The organism is Bacillus cereus group sp. BfR-BA-01430 (assembly GCF_022663115.1).
Classification (GTDB): Bacteria; Bacillota; Bacilli; order Bacillales; family Bacillaceae_G; genus Bacillus_A; species Bacillus_A cereus_BD.
This window is the reverse complement of the sequence record NZ_JAKUEW010000009.1, coordinates 132002-147709: the sequence shown is the minus strand read 5'-3', so window position 1 is coordinate 147709 and position 15708 is coordinate 132002. Positions and strand designations below refer to the sequence as shown.

Sequence of the window (15708 nt, the reverse complement as noted above, 5' to 3'; positions counted from 1 at the left end):
ACTCATTTTTTCAATGGTTTCTGTACACTAAATGTTATCTACAAAAAAGTAACATTAGAAAGTCTCAGCAAACTTAACCATTCTTCTTATTTCAGCGTGCTTACGTCTAATATAACCTGGGCTATAATGTAAGCTATACGCAATGTCTTCTAATGTCATACACTCAATATATTTCATTTTTAATATTAGATTTTCTAGACTTGTAAATTTACTAATCAATTCTTTTAAATCGTGCATTTCATTCATCTTATGCGCTAACTCATATTCAATATCAGCTATTCGATCTTCTACCTTTGCACCTTCTGATTCAGCAGTTAAACGAACTTCTTGTAAATCACCACTAACCCAGCGTTTCAATTCAGCTTTCGCTTTATCTAATTTATATTCTAAATAAGCAATTTCTTCTTCTAATTTCTGATAGTCTTTCAGCCAGTCAAAAATGATGATTCACCTACTTCCTTTTTTGACCTTCCACAATCATTTCAAAATACCCGCTTTAACAAAGATATTTCGCCAGGCTTTATCAGTTTGGTATTTATCGACGGCTTTTGCACGTCTAGAAATCGCCTTTCTTAATTTTCTTTTTTTAAGATTAGCCATCTTGCTCTTCCTTTCTATTAAAACGATTTAGGATAACCAAGGCTTCTTTTAATTCTTTAGTCCTTTTTTCAAATTGTTTATATCGTTTTGAATTTTTATTGATGACTTCCATTGTTTTAAGATAATGTTCTAATGCAGTTTCTAATGTATTAATCGTGAATTCGAACTTTCCCATCATTTACTCTCGCCTTCTATAATAAAACTACAAACATCGTTAAACCTATTTATTTCCCTTTTTAAGACGTTTTAACACTTTCGATACCTTATTACATTCAGAAAGAAAAATAAACCAAATTTACTATGATTCTGACGGTCATTTATATGTCGAAACGTGTCGATAAGATTCCAATAATTATTTCATTAAGATTCCTTAGACGTTTTTACCAAACAAAGCAATACAATTAAGGACCACCAACTATTAGTCATATAGAATATAAATGCTATTAAAGAAATGATTCCTAGATTATGAATAAGCATAGTAGAGTATTTATTCACTTTGTCCCTCTTTTCTATTCAATTGTGTTTTTGTATTATTTTTCTTTCGTAGGCACTAACTCTAATTGATATTCATTTGCTGAATAGTGTTGAAATGTCGTCCAGTTTTTCATATTTTCCATAAGATCATCTATTGAATCAAAGCACCCTGAGGCCCAAGTGTCCATTTTGCAATTCAACAGTGAATACTTTCCTGTCGATGGGTCACTATATATGAAAAATATTTCTCCTGAATTTATAACAATGATGTCGCCCACTAAGTATTTTGTTTTTTTATTCTCAAGTTTAATTTTGATATCCATTGCTTGTCCGTCCTTTCTCTCAAATAACGCTTTGGTTAAAAAACTGTCTACTGAATTACCCGTTTACTTCGAGGTTCATATTTTCTTCTTTCCTCTTGATATTTACTTCGGTATTCCTCTTTTTGTTTCCGTTCATTCCGCAACTGCCTTTGTAATGACTCCACAATAGATGGATTATTGCTACGCAATACTTTGTCTGCCTCTCGGTAAAGCGAACGAATGAAAGAGTCTTTCAAAACCTCTTCATCTACTGCGAGTTTTTGTTTTCTTGCCCGTTTCATAAGTGTTTTACCAACATATACACCTATATGCTTAGGTATCTCGTCTTTAACTTTTTCATAAAGTTCTTCCGGCATTACATAATAATTAAAATGTCCCACAAAGGTTTTATGCGCTTTACTTCTAAAATCGGACAATGATACTTTAATCTCATAGCAACGCCAAATCCCCTTTGTATCATACGTCAAGTAGTCCACACGTTCTTTTCCGAACCAACCAATTGTCACTTCAAAACAACCAAATACCCCTTGATTACAAGTAGTTGCACTATATATTTGTCGTTCCATCTCGACAGTAATCTCTGTTTTAGCCATCCTCAATCCACCTTTTTTTGTACAAAATTCAAATTGTAATACAATAACGTTGTTATTCAGGCATTTGTTTAAACGCTACAATATCATTACGCTTAATAAACATCCCACTAAAATCAAGGTATTCTCCATATTTATAAAATCCGTGACCATTTTTATCGAATGTTTGTGACATAGCCAAATCTTCAGCGAATCCTTCTACCGTTACATATTTGTCTGTTATGAAATCAAACGTTGAATTATTACTTAAAAACAATCTGATAAACATCTACAATTCTCCTTTTCATACAAAACTCAAATTGTATTTCCTTTACAAATCCACTCCTAATCCAAATTTCAAAAGATACATAGCGAGCGTGATAAGAAACCACGCTATCGCTATGACTGCAAAATCCTCTTTCTTCATTCGAACCACCACATTGAACTCATTGACAGTAGCCACATTGTCCAAACAAGTGCAATCCATTTTTTATCACTCATTTAATACCCTCCACAATTCAAGGATTATTAATATCCGCTTGCTAATCGTTTAAAGTTTTCTTCATTCTTTTCTTTATACATTCGAACCACGTCATCCCATGTGTACCCAGCAAATTCAATGATTTTATAGAATAAGTCCATAATCCATAACAACGAACGTTTAGCCCCGATTTTATCTTTGTACTTTACTTTTCCTATTAAATGATTGACTTTCTTGTCCATGTGCAAGAAGGCATTATTGAATTTATGAATCTTACTTTCTGTGATTTCAACTATTTTTAATTCACGTTCTAACTTAAAGTCCATTGCAATAGATAACCAGAAGTGAAGAATATCAATCATTTCTTCTAAAAAAGAATCTTTTGGCTGTTCAAACTTTGTTGACCACATTTTGAAAGCATTTGTGACATTCCAAGCCTCGTTAACTTCATTCTTGAGTGCGTAAACTTTATTAAACATCATGTCATAGCGTGCATAGTTTTCTTTATGTTTTGCTTTAATATCATCATCAAGTACCTTTTGCATTTTGAATAATTCGCTTAGATCCACTACTACTTCATTAGTCATTACAAACTCGCTCCTTTTTAATTAATAAGTGATATCCTGAGCCGAAGCCCAGGACAGGTATTTATTCCGCAACAGTTTCTCCATCAACAAGTTTTAATTGACCAGGAGCAACATCAGTCGTTCCATCTGAATTAACTTTGTATTCCATTCCTTCATGTGGTTCTTCATAAAATTCATCAATAGACATTTGTGAAGGTTCAAGAATGATAGAAACATTTTCACCAGCGAATGGATACAGTTTATTGATTTTATCTTTCGTATCACCTTTTACATTGAATTTCAGAGCAGTTTTTTTACTATCACGTTGGATAGAAGCAAATTCAGCACCAATTGGTTCAACTTCACTTTTCTCCACAGTTAGATGAACAATAGTACCTGGCATTTTCAGCAACTCATCAGCATGTGGAAGTTCATCACTTAATACGTGAAACATTAAAACTTCCTTTTTATCATCCTTTTGCATTTTCTTAAATAAAACGTTCAATTTTACCTTTGTCATGGTATCCGACTCCTTTTATATTAGATTGATATTCGAACTAAAGTTTTCCTTTTATTTCAGTGCATTTCTAGCCTTAGAAAGTCTTTCAGCCGCTTTCTGCCTTTGCTCTTCTGTCATCACTCGTAAATTTTTCATTGTTACCTGTTTCTCTTGAAGAACACCTTTAACCGCTATTGGTCTTCCGTCCTCTTCTTCTAAAGTTTGTAATTCGCATAAATTTGCTAGTTTTCGAATGTGCTTTGGAACAGTAGAGTAAACATTCCACTCACCTGTGCTATAGTCAAAAACCAATGTAGTTTCTTGCTCTTCACGAGAATATGCCATATTAATTCGACACCTTTCGACATTTTTTATTTATGCTTTTAACTCTTTATAAATTTCTTTCAGCTGTTCTAAAGATAATTCATAAAGCTGTAATCCTTCTGGTGTTTTGAAGTATCCCATTTCTATCAGCTGGAATTTATAAAAATCCTTTTGTTGCTCTTCTGTTAAATTTTTCTTAATCATAAATACCACCTTAAAACATCCCTGTTTTTAGATAATGTTTTGCTTGATAATAGAAATGATGGTAAATCCAATTACCACTGAATTTTTTATCTAAATATACGATTTCAAAACCATATCTTGCTTTAAAAGTATTGAGTCTACCAAGCAATGCTAATGGATTATATTTTGAACGATATTTACCTTGAATCATTTTTTCGTATCCGTGTAGATCCTCCACAATTAAAGTGAATGGAATGTCCTTCGAACGAATCAATTCATTTTCGAACGCTGTTTGCGTATCTTTTTGTAGATTACCTGTAATTTCATCCATATGGGCTTTTCGTTCTACTCGGCTATCCAAATAAATATCCCGCGGTATTCCAAGTTCCTCATTTTTGGGAATCATGCAGCCGTAATCACCCGTATCTAATTTTTGATTTTTTATTGGTACACCCTTTTGATGTAAGTAATCAAGAATATGACCATTTACGTTTTCACGAGTATCGATAACGATTGTGAGTGTTTTAAGAATGTTAGTTATTTCTTTATCTGTGTAATGAAAACGAATCATTCATTTTCACCTTCAATTTCATCATGCATATCCTCTAAAGCTGAAAGGCGACCTTCCCAATAACCTAAATCCCAACCCCCATGATATGAATGAGTTTTTCCAGGATTATCACCATGAGCTTCTTTTAATGCATCAATTCTTTTCTTTGCATGCTTTATACTTCGTTCAACTTTTTTAAGCATAGTCTAAGCTCCTTTCCTCGCATATAAAACCGCACGTTCATATATCTTTCTTGCCATTGCATTTGATTCATCATTTTCAAATGGCCTATAATCTTCATACATGTCTGTCCACCCGTTCTTTGCAAGGACAATCGTCCAGTCATAGAACATTTGTAATGAATCTTCATCAGCAATCAACCAATCATGTAGCTTTTTGTTATGTTTCCAACCAGAAAATTCATAAAAAATTTTTAGGATTGTAACCTTTTCCGCACTAGCACTCTTCCACGATTTAAACCAATCATCAATAGCTTGGTAGTTTTGTTCCGCAGCTTGCATAACTTCCGCCGGAATTAAATTTTGTCTTTTTATCGCAATTCGACCATCGCTCGGATCGAGATAGATATTTGCACCTGATTTCCAAATTGCAGATAAGATTTTTAATACTTGCATGGAAGTAGTTTCACTCCCCACCTGCCGTTTTCAATTAAATAGTTTTTCATTCTTTTATGTCGAACACCTATATTATGTTTTCTCATGTATATACTAAATTTTCGTTTCGTCATAATTTCAATCTGATAAAATCTACAAAACTTTTTATATCTTTCATACAACATGTTATTTGTTTCAAAACTTTTAATATCCCGTTCTATATTTTCCTCAATAAATTTTTCAAACAACTACAAAACTCCCTTCGGGTTATTAAAAAATGAAAAAGTTACTTAAAAAACATCAAATGTTACTAAAGATTTTCTTTAATAACCCCCTATAAACCCTACAGCCATAAGGGATTAGGTGTAATTGGGTTATTATTGTTATCGGCATTTTCCTTTGCGGCTCTATATATACTTATATATTTATTTTTTATTTTTTTATAATTAAGAATCCCAATAACCAAAATAACAAAATAACTATAAGATACACCTTAAACCCTTGATATAACTGGGTTCTTGGAGGGTTACTAAAAAAACAAAAGGGTTATTTAAATAACAAAAAGGTTACTGAGTGAGCTTAAATTTGCTATTTTCATGATTTTCAGTAACACCTTTAATAACAGGCTTACGTTCTTTCAAGGTAATTCCTGTAAGAAATGTTCTATTCTTGGAACCTTTCGTTTTTCCAAATCCTTTCGTTTCTAACATTCGATAAAATGATCTATTTCCTAAACTTCGTTCGCCAGATTTGAAACACCAGTTATCATAAACGTTATATAATTCTTTTGCTTCAATTCGAATTGCTTCATTTTTCGGTTCATCTGTATAACAAACTTCATCAAGGAATGGAGCTAAAATATCCATATCCTCTTTATATTGTCCCGTTGCTTCCGCTACCACTTTAGGCTCTTTAAGCCCTTCTTGCTGCCATTTTATACAACCCTCAATCGCCCAATTCAAAATACCAGGCATTTCTAGTGATAACTTTTCAGGTAATCTTTTATCACGCTTATGAGCTGGTAAATTCAAATTAAAAGGAATTAATTTAACTCGTCGCCAAATCCCCTCATCGAGTCCACCAATGACAGGTTTATGATTCGTCGTGAAGAATACTTTGAATTCTGGAATAAACTCAAAATATTCTTGTCGTAAGAATCGTGCTAATACTGGTTCGCCACCTGTAATTTGTTTAACAAAGCTTTCGGAAAGTTTTTCACCTTCCTCACTCTCAATTGCAGATACAAAGCGAGCCCCAACTAATCTAGCAATATCATTATTGGCTCCTGTATCTTTTTTCTTAATGAATGTATCTGCCTTGGCTTGTTTTCCATATTCACCAACTAGATCCTTGATGGTATTGATAAACGTTGATTTACCATTCGAACCACCGCCGACTAAAAACATCATGATTTGTTCTGAAATATCACCCGTCAGACTATAGCCAATTAATCGTTGCATATAGTCTATAAGTTCTTTATCACCTAAAAATATTTGTTCTAAGAACGCTAGCCACGTTGGACATTTCGCATTTTCATCAAACTCAATATTAGTGATTTTTGTTAAATGTAAGTTCCGATCATGCGGCTGCAGCTTACCTGTTTTCAAGTCAACAATACCGTTTTCTACATTGAACAAATATTTATGTCTATCAAAGTCCTCACGTTCTGCTGGAACCAATGGCATAAGGTCCTTGATGCTATTCATTCGAATATTTCTCCGCTCACACATACGAGCCCACTTCATTTCAGATTCATCTTCTGACTTATAAAGGCTCCGAAGAACTTTCGCTGTTATTCGTTCAATTTCTTTTTTTGTGTCCAACTTCCATCGTTTTCCGTCCCATATAAACCAACCAATGTCCGATACATATTTGATTACATGGCCATATTCATATGCGATACGTTCCGCATTTCCCAACTCTGTTAATCGGAATTTCTTTTTCGGCTTGTCCTCCACAACTTCTGCTGCCTCTTCATTAAGGAAATCAAAAGAAAATTCTTCGAATTGTTCCTTGTTATCTAAAATAGTTGTGGAAGTAGATGAAATAGCAGTTGCTATTGTTCTCTCACCATATGTTTCATTTGTATCTCTAAAATGGATAACGTCCCATTTGTCACGCATAAGACTTGATTCACGAAACATTGAATCCATTCGAGTTGCTGACTTTCCAGTCCAGAATGCTAGATGATTACATAAAGCAAGGTCACTCGCTGAATGATCGTCATTTATTAAGTTTCCGTTGTATAACGAACGAATCTCATCACCGTTTTTACTTCGAAACATTCTTTCCCACAAGGCTTCATTTGAAATTTTAATTTCGTCCTTTTCAAATTCTGCTAGGTTTACGCGTCCCTCAATATCACTATCATCAAAATATTTTTCGAACACCTCAGCTAGTTCATCTGTACGCTCATAAACATCATTAGAGTTTTCACGGTGCCCAGTGAAACTAAAATAACGACCGTATGAATAAATTTCTAATCCATGTTTAGCATTTTTGCGGCCAGTTCCTAAAACAGATTGTGGAAGGTTCCCTTTGATAATGATGTGGATCCCTTTCCCAGACGGCGAAAACTCTGTATAGCTGTCTAATGTATCAATAATTTCTGTTGCAAAAGTGTTTATTTTTCCATCAACAACACACTTATCAATATCTATTCCGATGTAATTGTCCTGCCTGCTGAACACGAAACCTATTCCGTCATAGTCACCTTCCAAATAGAATTTGACTGCTGTTGCAAATGTGGACCAAGTTCGTCTATTATTCGCCTGGGCCATTTCTCCAGTGACTTGATATGGAACTTTTGTCGGCTTACCATTTCGCTTTTCGAACTTCCACAAGATCCATTGCGGAAGGGCTTTTAACTCGGCAGGAATTTCATTAAAATTGTATGGATTTTCTTTCATTTTGCCCTCCGATTAGTCTTTTAGGGTATAAAAAAGAGAAGTCGGCAAAACCAACCTCTCTATGAAATTTTTAATTTGCTTTCAAAAATATTTCGTAACCTTTTATTTCGGAATGTCCCTTTTTTACTTCTCTTGATAGATAACCCTTTTTATGACCAAGAAACAAACTTGCTTTTGCCATACTTCTAAATACAATTGTTTCACTTGTATTTTTATCGAAAAGGATGACCTTTTTATTCGAAGACATTAGATCATTATCAAAAGCATGATTGTTATTCTCTTCATGGTTACACCATTCCAGATTCGAAACATGATTATTTTTTGGGTCCCCATCAATATGGTTAATGGATGTTTTATCTTTAACCCTTGGTATAAAAGCTTCTGCTACTAATCTGTGAACTAGGAAATCTTTCGATTTACCATCCTTCCATAGACTAACTCTGACATTTCTACCGTTTGGCGTTTTGTTCTTTAGGATACGTTGTTTCCATTTTCTAATTCCATGGTGTACTGTATGAGTTGTTTTTTCAGAATGAGTTCTAATCAGTCCTGTGTTACTCACTTCATATAACCCTTCATATCCAACTACATCCAACCAAGTAATTTTATCTTCCATTTGTCCTTACCTCAGAATGGAAGGTCACTATCGCCCACTGTTACCGCTGGACCACTTGTAATTGGATTTACATCCGACACATCATAGTATTTTGCTTTTGCAGCAGTACGTTTTTGTTTTTGGCCATCAACAACCTTGTCATATTCTTCATGTTTTACAGTAATTTTTAAATTTCTATTGATAAGTTGTTTGGCCATATCGTCTGCTGAAGTAAAGACATGGTTATTAGCGAAGCCACATGCTTTCAATAGTGAGTTAACAATTCGTACAGAAACATCATGTTCGAATGTAAACATGTTATAAAGCACTTTTGCTCCTTGATGTTTTTGAGGTACATCACTTCGAATCTCGAAATCTACTGTTAATTTATCTTTACCATTTTGTGTTTTACCTGCTACAGCATTGACAATAACAGCTTCATATTTTCCTTCCTCTACTAATTCAAAACCTACACTTGCATTTTCTTCATCGAATTTAAAAAAGCTCATCTTGTCATTTCTCCTTTTGGTTTTTAATTTTTTATTACTGGTGTTATTAATGCTTCTTGCTCTGTTTTTCCAGCTTGTACACGACATAAAGCTGTGCTACGACTTATTCCAAAGTCATCTGCCCATTCCGAAAAACTTCTTGTTACACCGTCAATCGTCACAAGTCTGTTGTTTCTTCTATTTAAATTTTGTTGCTTTCTTGTGGTCCAACGGCAGTTAGTTGGTTCATAGTTTCCGTTGTTGTCTATGCGGTCAATAAGTAAATCATTTTTATAACCATTTTCTAACGACCAATTTAAAAATGATGTAAAATCATTTCGCCATTCGTTACAAACAGCAATTCCTCTACCACCATAATTCTTAAAGTTAGGTATATTTTCGTTGTAGCAACGAGATTTCATATTGCACCAAATTCTATAAAGTCGCATTCCTCTTCTTGTCCCTGGCGGGTCGATTCTTTTACTCATTCATATCACTGTTTTTCTGGCACATAACCAATTTTAAAAATATCTTCATGAGCACAAGCCTTACGTTTATCCAGTTGATTCTTTGCAAAGGTATAAAGTGAAGGCTCTAAAACAAACCCATAATTTTTTGTTTCTTCATTGATAACTGACCTTGCAACTACTTGGCATAGACCCATAAAGTTGTTTATAATTTTGATTCGAATATCAGGATAAGCACGATTGACAGCTTGTCCACTAGGTAATTCCCATTTATCTGTGGTTTCCCACGCTGTAAATACAATACGCTTTCCTAACGTTTGGATAAATCGAACACTATCAATTATGAAAAAATCAATTTGCTGATAATTCGCTTGTGAAGGAACACGATTGTTTTTACCTTCTCGCCCTAAGTTTGCAAGCATTGATCTGGTTAACTCTGAAATGTTATCGAAAAAAATCGTATCGTATTTTGATAAGTCAGCTGTGGATAAATCTTTCATAAGTTCATTCCAGTTCTTCCAAGCTTCATAAGTATCAAATTGAACAATATCAATATTCGAGTTACCCGCTAATGGAGCTTGTGTTTTATCGATTGGAATATAAAGCGTCTTACCTTCTAAATAATTCGCTGTAGTGGTTTTACGCATTCCAGGATTACCATAAATCAAATACGTTGAGTTACTCATTGTAATTTTAGAAGCATTTGTGATTTCCAATTAATTCACTCCCTTTTTATCTAGCAAACCAAGGTTATATGCAGCTTTGGCCGTTACATGATCTACTAACACTCCATTAACTGTATTTGCATAAGGTGATACTTTATTTTTTGAAGGATCGTAGTATCCTGTTTCCAATTCCATTTCCGAAAAAGGATGATTAAGCTTTAGTACAGGGTACCAACCATCTAAATAGATTGTTTCGCCTTCCCTATCTTTGTAATACCAATCTGATAGTTCTGGACCTATTTCACTAGCTCCACATTCGTAACAATGATATGGGCCACATTGCACCATTCCCACCCCTACATCTACCCAATCGGCTTCCATGTACGATTTGCAATAAGGACACTCTCGTGTCGGCGTATCGTATGCACCCATTCTTATCCCTCCACAATCGACCGTCTTTTTATTCCAACAATCGCTTCTGTATATCCAGCAAGCTCTAGTTGCCTTTGAGCTTTTCTAAATACATAATCGATATTTTCATTTTCTTTTATGGATCCGTCAGGATTTAAATGTTTATTTGGAATCCATACATTTTGATTTGTTCCACCTAATGTAAAGCGTTTTGCTGCATATCTTTTATAATTTCGTTTAATAAGTTCTAACCTTATTCCTTTGTAATACTGAATCATTTCTAAACTTCCACACTATAAGAAATAGATTCAGGCTTAACCGTAACCCCTGGAACTAATTGTCCATCCTCATCCACAACAATCTTCTCACCGCTAATCTCAACAATTTTTAATTTCTTCTTGAGATCAGCCCATTTGACTTCCGTTTTTAAGCAATCATCCATTTCATTTTCGATAACATATTGAAGTACCTGGGACTTATCTTGTTGTTCCGGCGCTTCCTTACTCTTACGAGTTTTGGATTTACCATAAGGTGTACTAATAGTTTTCTGCTTAGGATCCGCTGCAAGTTGTTCCGCATGGTAACGTTTAATATGCCATTCAAAGAAGCCAATACTATCATGGATAGGCTTTAATTCGCTTTGCTCCCATTCGTTAATACGATCACGCTCAACATCTGCTAGCGTTGTAACTTGTTTTTCTTTCGCTTTAAGCGCTGAAATTTTACGGAATGCCCAATTTAATTGATTGATATCTGTAATTTCAAACTGTTGCTCCGCATCTTGTAATTGGTCCACTTCTAATAATTCATTTTGTTGTAATGCATTCATTGATATTACCTCCAAATGTATTTTTGAATTCCTTTGCAGTGTAAAGAGAAAAGTATATAAAACCGTTCCTTTTAAAATTAACTTGGAAAGAAAATTCCCAATCATCCCGTTTTACTACTTCTAATTCCCCTTCTTCATTTAAAAGTTTTTCTAATAATTGACGTCTCACATGAACCTCATTCTCTAAATAAACACCCAGAATCCCTTGTTCCTCAGCTAGACAAACAGCTTGTACACTATTTTCAATTGCTTTAATATCCATTATTGCCATTCCTCCCCTACAGCTTTTAAGGCTGCTATACATATGGCCATTGGGGCGCTTCTTCCTGTGGCTCCATGCCTACCATCAATAGAGCAATACATATTTCCTTGTTCTGTTTTCCCCATCACTTTCACAATACGTTCTTGGTCTTGTAACTTTTCAACCACTAACCAAGCATCCTCAATATTTGTACTAAACTTAGGTAATTGTGGACGAACAGCACCTATTGGAGTTTCTACCCACATTGATTTTAGAATGGATGTTTCAGGTGGCTTAATCCATCCCATAACCTTTTCTGCAACTAATTCATCGATTGATTTATCATTCATTTCAGAACGCTCCTTTACATGAAATCAATTCATGCTATAATAACTGTACATTTGTTTTCTTAAATCACCTGTTGGGGCAGGTGGTTTTTTTATTGTGCTTGAAAGCATTTCACATTGTGTTTCATAATTAAATATTTTTTAAGTTATGCTCAAGAACAATATCATTATTGAATACAAAGTATGTTTCACCACTTAAAATTTCTTCACCAGTTACATCCTCAATCGGATGATCGTCTTGCTTAACAACTGACTTGTTATTTTCTTTTTGTTCTTCCACAAGGATTGCATCTAAATTATCAGGATCAAGAAAAACTGGCGCCTTACCTATTGGATTTTTATATTCAATTTTTTCTAAAGCACCAAATCCATTTTTAAACGTGTTGAATTCCTCAACTGTAAAACTTGCTGTTGCACCTGATTTAAAAATGATCGTTACTTCTTTCAATTAACTCACCTCAAAATTTCAGATTATAACTTAACGCCTACTGTACATTTATCTGGATTTTTTCGTTTGGCCAATCTACGTTTTGCAGTTGGAGTAGTAAGCCATTTAATATAATCTGGCTGGACTTTTAACACTTCAGCACATTCTATAGCTGTACCCATGCACAAAAGTTTTTCACCTTTGTAAACTGCATATTCTTGTTTGGCCAATTAACTCACCTCCCTTCAAGATGAAACCTTACGGTTCATATTCTTTAATTGACACTTTGCTTCGATTTCAGTAATAAGTAATAACGCTGGACTCTTTCTCATTTCTGCACATCTTTTTACAATTTCAGATGCTTTCATTAATTTACTTGCGGATAATACTCCGTTCATTGTCGTTCACTCCTTTTTTATTTCCTTTATAAATGTACCTTGTAGTCAAAACACCTTTTTTTAAAACAACCTTTTTTTCATAATTCGACAAAAGTTTTTCATCAACTGACGACTCTACTTCTTCATCAACTCTCCAAAATCCAGCTTGAAGTAGAAATTCAGAAAGCCCCTCTGGAATTGGCAATTCATAACCTTCTAAAGTCACTTGGGTTACTTCAATACCTTCTCTAATTATCATTTCGCCCACCTTCTACATTTCAAAAGTAACTCTATTCTCAACTCTACTTAAAGTAGATTCTGTATTAAAAAAAATTTGATCATAACTAATTTCTAGCAAATCACAAATTTTCTTTGCATTTCCTACAGTAATCTCGTCAGGATGATTTTCCATATTCCTATATGTTTGAACATGGACATTTAGCTGTTGCGCCATTTCATTTTGAGTAAAACCTTTTAGTAATCGCGCTTGTTTAATAGTTAGAATCATCACTTTCACCTCGTTTCTATTCGCTTGTAAATCTATACTAATCTACTTAAAGTAGAATGTCAACACCAAAAAAACTATATCAATCTACCTTTATACCCTTTTAAAAACTTTAAAGTAGAATTTTTTTAACTTTATATTGAATAAATTCCACTTTAGGTATAATATTATAGATATAAAGTTGACGGAGGTCACTAAAATGAGCATAGGAAAAAATATAAAAAAATTAAGGAATAAACATAATATGTCTCAAAAAGAATTCGGAGAAATAGCTGGTGTTTCAGATAAAGCAGTATCAACTTGGGAAAAAGGGTTAAAAGAACCAAGAATGGGCGCAATTCAAAAAATAGCTGACCATTTTGGAATATTGAAAAGTGATATTATTGAAGATCAAGATTCTAAAGTTACTCAAATTAGACCTAATCAACCAAAATTAAAAAGTAATTGCAAGGAAGTGCCTTTACTCGGTGCTATAGCGGCCGGAATACCACTTGAAATGATTCAAGTAGAAGAATGGATTAACATACCAATCGAAGTAGCTGATCGCTATCCTAATGCTTTTTTAGTGAAAGTAATTGGAGATAGTATGAATAAAGTAATTCCATCAAATGCATTGGCACTGATAGATCCTGATAGTGAAATTAAAAATGGAGATATCACTGCAGTTGCAGTAAATGGATTCGATGCAACACTAAAAAGATTTTATAAATTCCAGGATGGAATAACTTTAGAGCCAGAAAGCTATAACCCTGAACACAAAACACAATTTTATGATTCTAAAACTCAAGAACATACTCCTGTTGTAGTAAAAGGGAAATTAGTTTGGTATATGGCGCCACTTAACGTTAAATTTTAAATATCAAAGGTGATTATTTTGGTTAAAGCAGCTATATATATTCGTGTAAGTACGCAAGAGCAAGTTGAAAATTATAGTATAGAGGTTCAAAGAGAAAGAATTAAAGCGTATTGTAAAGCCAAAAATTGGGATATTTATGATGAGTATATTGATGGAGGTTATTCTGGGGCTAATTTAAATCGCCCAGATATTCAAAGACTCTTAAAGGACTTAAAAAATATTGATGTTGTTGTTGTATTTAAATTAGACAGATTATCAAGGTCTCAAAAAGATACTTTAGAGCTTATTGAAGAACATTTTTTAAAAAATAACGTAGACTTTGTTTCCATCACAGAAACGCTAGATACTTCTACTCCTTTTGGAAAGGCTATGATTGGAATCCTTTCTGTATTTGCTCAGTTAGAAAGAGAAACAATTGCAGAAAGAATGCGAATGGGGCATATAAAGCGTGCTGAAAATGGTTTAAGGGGTATGGGGGGAGATTATGATCCAACAGGATATTTAAGACATAATGGGCGTTTAATTATAAAGGAAGATGAAGCAATGCACATCAAAAGAGCTTATGATTTATATGAGCAATATCTCTCAATCACCAGGGTGCAGGAAAAATTAAAAGAAGAAGGATACCAAGTTTGGAGATTTCGCAGATATAGAGATATTCTTTCTAACACTTTATATATAGGAAATGTAACTTTTGCACGGAAAACGTATAAAGGTCAACATGAACCTATCATTTCGCCAGAACAATTCAAACGTGTACAAGATCTTTTGAAACGTCACAAGGGACATAATGCCCATAAAACTAAACAAAGCCTGTTATCGGGGCTAATAACCTGCTCTTGTTGTGGAGAAAAGTTTGTAGCATACAGTACAGGAAAATCTACAGATGTTAAATCCAAAAGATATTATTATTACATTTGTAGAGCCAAGAGATTTCCAGCTGAATACGAAAAAAAATGTATGAATAAAACATGGTCTAGGAAAAAACTTGAAGATATTATTATTAACGGAATAAAAGATTTAACTTTCAAAAGAAAAACAACTAAAAAGAAAGAGAATAAAATTAACTATGATAGACGTATTAAAGAGATAGATAAACAAATGGAGCGACTTCTTGTTTTATTTACAACCAATACTAATACAAGTAGACAACTGCTAGAACAACAAATGGAAAAATTTAATTTAGAAAAAGAAAATCTTATCTTAAAAAAAGAACAGTCAGAGCAAGAGGTTCCTCTTTTAGATAAGACAATTGATAAAGCTATAAAGGTATTTGATACTTTGGAATTTAAAGATAAGCAAGTTTTAGTTAATAAGTTTGTAAAGGAAATATATATTGACCATGAAAACGTCGATATTATTTGGCGTTTTTAAGTCAATAAAATTTATGTATTCATTTCCGGCTATT

29 protein-coding genes and 1 pseudogene are annotated in these 15708 nt (G+C 33.7%); 2 read left to right on the top strand and 28 right to left on the bottom strand.

Going from position 1 to position 15708, the window contains the following annotated elements; genetic code table 11:
* Positions 1–54: 54 nt before the first annotated feature.
* From MR058_RS15935 to MR058_RS15800, 28 genes and pseudogenes are all read right to left on the bottom strand, one after another.
* Positions 55–441, bottom strand: a complete 387-nt coding sequence (locus MR058_RS15935) for an RNA polymerase sigma factor sigma-70 region 4 domain-containing protein (RefSeq protein WP_242136728.1) — start codon at positions 439–441, stop codon at positions 55–57.
* A 36-nt stretch (positions 442–477) separates the two neighbouring features.
* Entirely contained in the window at positions 478–600 is a 123-nt protein-coding gene (locus MR058_RS15930) for a DUF3983 domain-containing protein (protein ID WP_242136724.1), read from the bottom strand.
* A complete protein-coding gene (locus MR058_RS15925) occupies positions 593–775 on the bottom strand; it encodes a hypothetical protein (protein ID WP_242144927.1) in 183 nt (60 codons plus the stop codon). The genes MR058_RS15930 and MR058_RS15925 overlap by 8 nt, the downstream gene beginning before the upstream one ends.
* A 355-nt stretch (positions 776–1130) precedes the next feature.
* Positions 1131–1397 carry a hypothetical protein gene (locus MR058_RS15920; RefSeq protein WP_242136726.1) on the bottom strand — a complete coding sequence of 89 codons (267 nt, stop codon included), beginning with the start codon at positions 1395–1397 and terminating at the stop codon, positions 1131–1133.
* A gap of 47 nt (positions 1398–1444) precedes the next feature.
* A complete protein-coding gene (locus tag MR058_RS15915) occupies positions 1445–1990 on the bottom strand; it encodes a BAR domain-containing protein (protein WP_012095049.1) in 546 nt (181 codons plus the stop codon).
* Between the two features lie 52 nt (positions 1991–2042).
* A complete protein-coding gene (locus tag MR058_RS15910; RefSeq protein ID WP_242136667.1) occupies positions 2043–2255 on the bottom strand; it encodes a hypothetical protein in 213 nt (70 codons plus the stop codon).
* A 239-nt stretch (positions 2256–2494) separates the two neighbouring features.
* Positions 2495–3034, bottom strand: a complete 540-nt coding sequence (locus tag MR058_RS15905; protein WP_242144924.1) for a dUTP diphosphatase — start codon at positions 3032–3034, stop codon at positions 2495–2497.
* Between the two features lie 61 nt (positions 3035–3095).
* Entirely contained in the window at positions 3096–3533 is a 438-nt protein-coding gene (locus MR058_RS15900; RefSeq protein ID WP_242144919.1) for a hypothetical protein, read from the bottom strand.
* Positions 3534–3584: 51 nt separating this feature from the next.
* The gene (locus MR058_RS15895; RefSeq protein ID WP_242144917.1) at positions 3585–3857 is read right to left on the bottom strand and encodes a hypothetical protein; all 273 of its coding nucleotides are present in this window, start codon (positions 3855–3857) and stop codon (positions 3585–3587) included.
* 30 nt (positions 3858–3887) lie between these two features.
* Entirely contained in the window at positions 3888–4040 is a 153-nt protein-coding gene (gene fbpA, locus MR058_RS15890; protein WP_242136671.1) for a Fur-regulated basic protein FbpA, read from the bottom strand.
* A gap of 10 nt (positions 4041–4050) precedes the next feature.
* On the bottom strand, positions 4051–4590 hold the full coding sequence (locus MR058_RS15885) for an ERCC4 domain-containing protein (protein WP_242144916.1): 540 nt from the start codon (positions 4588–4590) through the stop codon (positions 4051–4053).
* Positions 4587–4772 (bottom strand): hypothetical protein, encoded by a 186-nt coding sequence (locus MR058_RS15880; RefSeq protein WP_242144914.1) that lies wholly within the window; start codon positions 4770–4772, stop codon positions 4587–4589. The genes MR058_RS15885 and MR058_RS15880 overlap by 4 nt, the downstream gene beginning before the upstream one ends.
* Positions 4773–4775: 3 nt before the next feature.
* Positions 4776–5204 carry a hypothetical protein gene (locus tag MR058_RS15875; RefSeq protein ID WP_242144912.1) on the bottom strand — a complete coding sequence of 143 codons (429 nt, stop codon included), beginning with the start codon at positions 5202–5204 and terminating at the stop codon, positions 4776–4778.
* Positions 5205–5749: 545 nt separating this feature from the next.
* Positions 5750–8092 (bottom strand): phage/plasmid primase, P4 family, encoded by a 2343-nt coding sequence (locus tag MR058_RS15870; RefSeq protein WP_242144910.1) that lies wholly within the window; start codon positions 8090–8092, stop codon positions 5750–5752.
* 70 nt (positions 8093–8162) lie between these two features.
* Entirely contained in the window at positions 8163–8708 is a 546-nt protein-coding gene (locus tag MR058_RS15865) for an NUMOD4 motif-containing HNH endonuclease (RefSeq protein ID WP_242144909.1), read from the bottom strand.
* 11 nt (positions 8709–8719) lie between these two features.
* The gene (locus tag MR058_RS15860; RefSeq protein WP_242144907.1) at positions 8720–9196 is read right to left on the bottom strand and encodes a DUF669 domain-containing protein; all 477 of its coding nucleotides are present in this window, start codon (positions 9194–9196) and stop codon (positions 8720–8722) included.
* Positions 9197–9219: 23 nt separating this feature from the next.
* Positions 9220–9597: a hypothetical protein gene (locus MR058_RS15855; RefSeq protein ID WP_087099814.1), complete on the bottom strand. Its 378-nt coding sequence runs from the start codon at positions 9595–9597 to the stop codon at positions 9220–9222.
* Positions 9598–9668: 71 nt separating this feature from the next.
* Positions 9669–10358 carry an AAA family ATPase gene (locus tag MR058_RS15850; RefSeq protein WP_242144905.1) on the bottom strand — a complete coding sequence of 230 codons (690 nt, stop codon included), beginning with the start codon at positions 10356–10358 and terminating at the stop codon, positions 9669–9671.
* Positions 10359–10739 (bottom strand): hypothetical protein, encoded by a 381-nt coding sequence (locus MR058_RS15845; protein ID WP_087099811.1) that lies wholly within the window; start codon positions 10737–10739, stop codon positions 10359–10361.
* 2 nt (positions 10740–10741) lie between these two features.
* Positions 10742–10996: a hypothetical protein gene (locus tag MR058_RS15840; protein ID WP_087099809.1), complete on the bottom strand. Its 255-nt coding sequence runs from the start codon at positions 10994–10996 to the stop codon at positions 10742–10744.
* Positions 10997–10998: 2 nt separating this feature from the next.
* A complete protein-coding gene (locus tag MR058_RS15835; RefSeq protein WP_242144900.1) occupies positions 10999–11547 on the bottom strand; it encodes a host-nuclease inhibitor Gam family protein in 549 nt (182 codons plus the stop codon).
* On the bottom strand, positions 11525–11809 hold the full coding sequence (locus MR058_RS15830; RefSeq protein ID WP_087099805.1) for a hypothetical protein: 285 nt from the start codon (positions 11807–11809) through the stop codon (positions 11525–11527). The genes MR058_RS15835 and MR058_RS15830 overlap by 23 nt, the downstream gene beginning before the upstream one ends.
* A complete protein-coding gene (locus tag MR058_RS15825) occupies positions 11809–12138 on the bottom strand; it encodes a BC1872 family protein (protein WP_087099803.1) in 330 nt (109 codons plus the stop codon). The genes MR058_RS15830 and MR058_RS15825 overlap by 1 nt, the downstream gene beginning before the upstream one ends.
* A gap of 89 nt (positions 12139–12227) precedes the next feature.
* A pseudogene (locus MR058_RS15820) lies at positions 12228–12583 on the bottom strand (hypothetical protein).
* 23 nt (positions 12584–12606) lie between these two features.
* Positions 12607–12792 carry a hypothetical protein gene (locus tag MR058_RS15815; protein WP_087099802.1) on the bottom strand — a complete coding sequence of 62 codons (186 nt, stop codon included), beginning with the start codon at positions 12790–12792 and terminating at the stop codon, positions 12607–12609.
* Between the two features lie 15 nt (positions 12793–12807).
* Positions 12808–12960, bottom strand: coding sequence for a hypothetical protein (locus tag MR058_RS15810; protein WP_176371971.1), 153 nt, complete (start codon positions 12958–12960; stop codon positions 12808–12810).
* Positions 12935–13198 (bottom strand): hypothetical protein, encoded by a 264-nt coding sequence (locus MR058_RS15805; protein WP_087099800.1) that lies wholly within the window; start codon positions 13196–13198, stop codon positions 12935–12937. The genes MR058_RS15810 and MR058_RS15805 overlap by 26 nt, the downstream gene beginning before the upstream one ends.
* A 12-nt stretch (positions 13199–13210) precedes the next feature.
* Positions 13211–13447 carry a helix-turn-helix transcriptional regulator gene (locus tag MR058_RS15800; RefSeq protein ID WP_087099798.1) on the bottom strand — a complete coding sequence of 79 codons (237 nt, stop codon included), beginning with the start codon at positions 13445–13447 and terminating at the stop codon, positions 13211–13213.
* 196 nt (positions 13448–13643) lie between these two features.
* On the opposite strand from MR058_RS15800, the gene MR058_RS15795 reads away from it, so the two are divergent.
* Together MR058_RS15795 and MR058_RS15790 are read left to right on the top strand one after the other, a co-directional pair.
* Positions 13644–14300 carry a LexA family protein gene (locus MR058_RS15795; protein ID WP_087099796.1) on the top strand — a complete coding sequence of 219 codons (657 nt, stop codon included), beginning with the start codon at positions 13644–13646 and terminating at the stop codon, positions 14298–14300.
* Between the two features lie 18 nt (positions 14301–14318).
* Positions 14319–15674: a recombinase family protein gene (locus tag MR058_RS15790; RefSeq protein ID WP_087099795.1), complete on the top strand. Its 1356-nt coding sequence runs from the start codon at positions 14319–14321 to the stop codon at positions 15672–15674.
* Positions 15675–15708: the final 34 nt, after the last annotated feature.

What these genes read in the sequence shown, in the direction of transcription:
- MR058_RS15930 (WP_242136724.1), bottom strand. Translation starts at nt 600, where the DNA reads ATGGCTAATCTTAAAAAAAGAAAATTAAGAAAGGCGATTTCTAGACGT.
- MR058_RS15925 (WP_242144927.1), bottom strand. Translation starts at nt 775, where the DNA reads ATGGGAAAGTTCGAATTCACGATTAATACATTAGAAACTGCATTAGAA.
- MR058_RS15920 (WP_242136726.1), bottom strand. Translation starts at nt 1,397, where the DNA reads ATGGATATCAAAATTAAACTTGAGAATAAAAAAACAAAATACTTAGTG.
- MR058_RS15915 (WP_012095049.1), bottom strand. Translation starts at nt 1,990, where the DNA reads ATGGCTAAAACAGAGATTACTGTCGAGATGGAACGACAAATATATAGT.
- MR058_RS15910 (WP_242136667.1), bottom strand. Translation starts at nt 2,255, where the DNA reads ATGTTTATCAGATTGTTTTTAAGTAATAATTCAACGTTTGATTTCATA.
- MR058_RS15905 (WP_242144924.1), bottom strand. Translation starts at nt 3,034, where the DNA reads ATGACTAATGAAGTAGTAGTGGATCTAAGCGAATTATTCAAAATGCAA.
- MR058_RS15900 (WP_242144919.1), bottom strand. Translation starts at nt 3,533, where the DNA reads ATGACAAAGGTAAAATTGAACGTTTTATTTAAGAAAATGCAAAAGGAT.
- MR058_RS15895 (WP_242144917.1), bottom strand. Translation starts at nt 3,857, where the DNA reads ATGGCATATTCTCGTGAAGAGCAAGAAACTACATTGGTTTTTGACTAT.
- fbpA (WP_242136671.1), bottom strand. Translation starts at nt 4,040, where the DNA reads ATGATTAAGAAAAATTTAACAGAAGAGCAACAAAAGGATTTTTATAAA.
- MR058_RS15885 (WP_242144916.1), bottom strand. Translation starts at nt 4,590, where the DNA reads ATGATTCGTTTTCATTACACAGATAAAGAAATAACTAACATTCTTAAA.
- MR058_RS15880 (WP_242144914.1), bottom strand. Translation starts at nt 4,772, where the DNA reads ATGCTTAAAAAAGTTGAACGAAGTATAAAGCATGCAAAGAAAAGAATT.
- MR058_RS15875 (WP_242144912.1), bottom strand. Translation starts at nt 5,204, where the DNA reads ATGCAAGTATTAAAAATCTTATCTGCAATTTGGAAATCAGGTGCAAAT.
- MR058_RS15870 (WP_242144910.1), bottom strand. Translation starts at nt 8,092, where the DNA reads ATGAAAGAAAATCCATACAATTTTAATGAAATTCCTGCCGAGTTAAAA.
- MR058_RS15865 (WP_242144909.1), bottom strand. Translation starts at nt 8,708, where the DNA reads ATGGAAGATAAAATTACTTGGTTGGATGTAGTTGGATATGAAGGGTTA.
- MR058_RS15860 (WP_242144907.1), bottom strand. Translation starts at nt 9,196, where the DNA reads ATGAGCTTTTTTAAATTCGATGAAGAAAATGCAAGTGTAGGTTTTGAA.
- MR058_RS15855 (WP_087099814.1), bottom strand. Translation starts at nt 9,597, where the DNA reads ATGAAATCTCGTTGCTACAACGAAAATATACCTAACTTTAAGAATTAT.
- MR058_RS15845 (WP_087099811.1), bottom strand. Translation starts at nt 10,739, where the DNA reads ATGGGTGCATACGATACGCCGACACGAGAGTGTCCTTATTGCAAATCG.
- MR058_RS15840 (WP_087099809.1), bottom strand. Translation starts at nt 10,996, where the DNA reads ATGATTCAGTATTACAAAGGAATAAGGTTAGAACTTATTAAACGAAAT.
- MR058_RS15835 (WP_242144900.1), bottom strand. Translation starts at nt 11,547, where the DNA reads ATGAATGCATTACAACAAAATGAATTATTAGAAGTGGACCAATTACAA.
- MR058_RS15830 (WP_087099805.1), bottom strand. Translation starts at nt 11,809, where the DNA reads ATGGATATTAAAGCAATTGAAAATAGTGTACAAGCTGTTTGTCTAGCT.
- MR058_RS15825 (WP_087099803.1), bottom strand. Translation starts at nt 12,138, where the DNA reads ATGAATGATAAATCAATCGATGAATTAGTTGCAGAAAAGGTTATGGGA.
- MR058_RS15810 (WP_176371971.1), bottom strand. Translation starts at nt 12,960, where the DNA reads ATGAACGGAGTATTATCCGCAAGTAAATTAATGAAAGCATCTGAAATT.
- MR058_RS15805 (WP_087099800.1), bottom strand. Translation starts at nt 13,198, where the DNA reads ATGATAATTAGAGAAGGTATTGAAGTAACCCAAGTGACTTTAGAAGGT.
- MR058_RS15800 (WP_087099798.1), bottom strand. Translation starts at nt 13,447, where the DNA reads ATGATTCTAACTATTAAACAAGCGCGATTACTAAAAGGTTTTACTCAA.
- MR058_RS15795 (WP_087099796.1), top strand. Translation starts at nt 13,644, where the DNA reads ATGAGCATAGGAAAAAATATAAAAAAATTAAGGAATAAACATAATATG.